Below are 466 nucleotides of genomic sequence, written 5' to 3' on the forward strand. Positions count from 1 at the left end.
CAAGACCGATCCTCTCGATGCCAGGATGCTGAGCGACTATGGCCGCCGCTATCAGCCTGAAGCCGAGCCGGCGCCGTGCGAACAAAACGAACGGCTTCAATCGCTTGCCGGTCACCGCGATCAACTGGTCGATATGCGGGCAAGGCTGAAGAAGCACCTCGCTGAGGCCTTCGAGGCGATCGTCATCGCCAGCCTTGAAGACATGATTGCCGACTTCGACAGGCGCATCCATGCGCTCGAGAGCCAGATCGCTGAAGTCATTCGTCAAGCCCAGCATACTGCCCGCGATTATTCGCTGATGGTCTCCGTGCCGGGTGTCTCCAAGGTCAGTGCGCTCTCGCTGCTGGCACACTTGCCCGAGCTCGGCCAGCGTTCACCCAAGTCGATTGCAGCACTCGCCGGCCTTGCCCCGTTCGACAACAAGAGCGGCAAGCTCAGCCGCAGGAGCCAGATCCAAGGCGGACGA

The 466-nt window shown here is 61.4% G+C and carries 1 protein-coding gene; it reads left to right on the forward strand.

Annotated elements, in window-relative coordinates; genetic code table 11:
• A partial coding sequence (locus tag EN807_RS32575) for a transposase (protein ID WP_135937935.1) occupies positions 1-466 on the forward strand: 466 nt, incomplete at both ends.

It is taken from the genome of Mesorhizobium sp. M5C.F.Ca.ET.164.01.1.1 (assembly GCF_004792125.1).
Classification (GTDB): domain Bacteria; phylum Pseudomonadota; class Alphaproteobacteria; order Rhizobiales; family Rhizobiaceae; genus Mesorhizobium; species Mesorhizobium wenxiniae.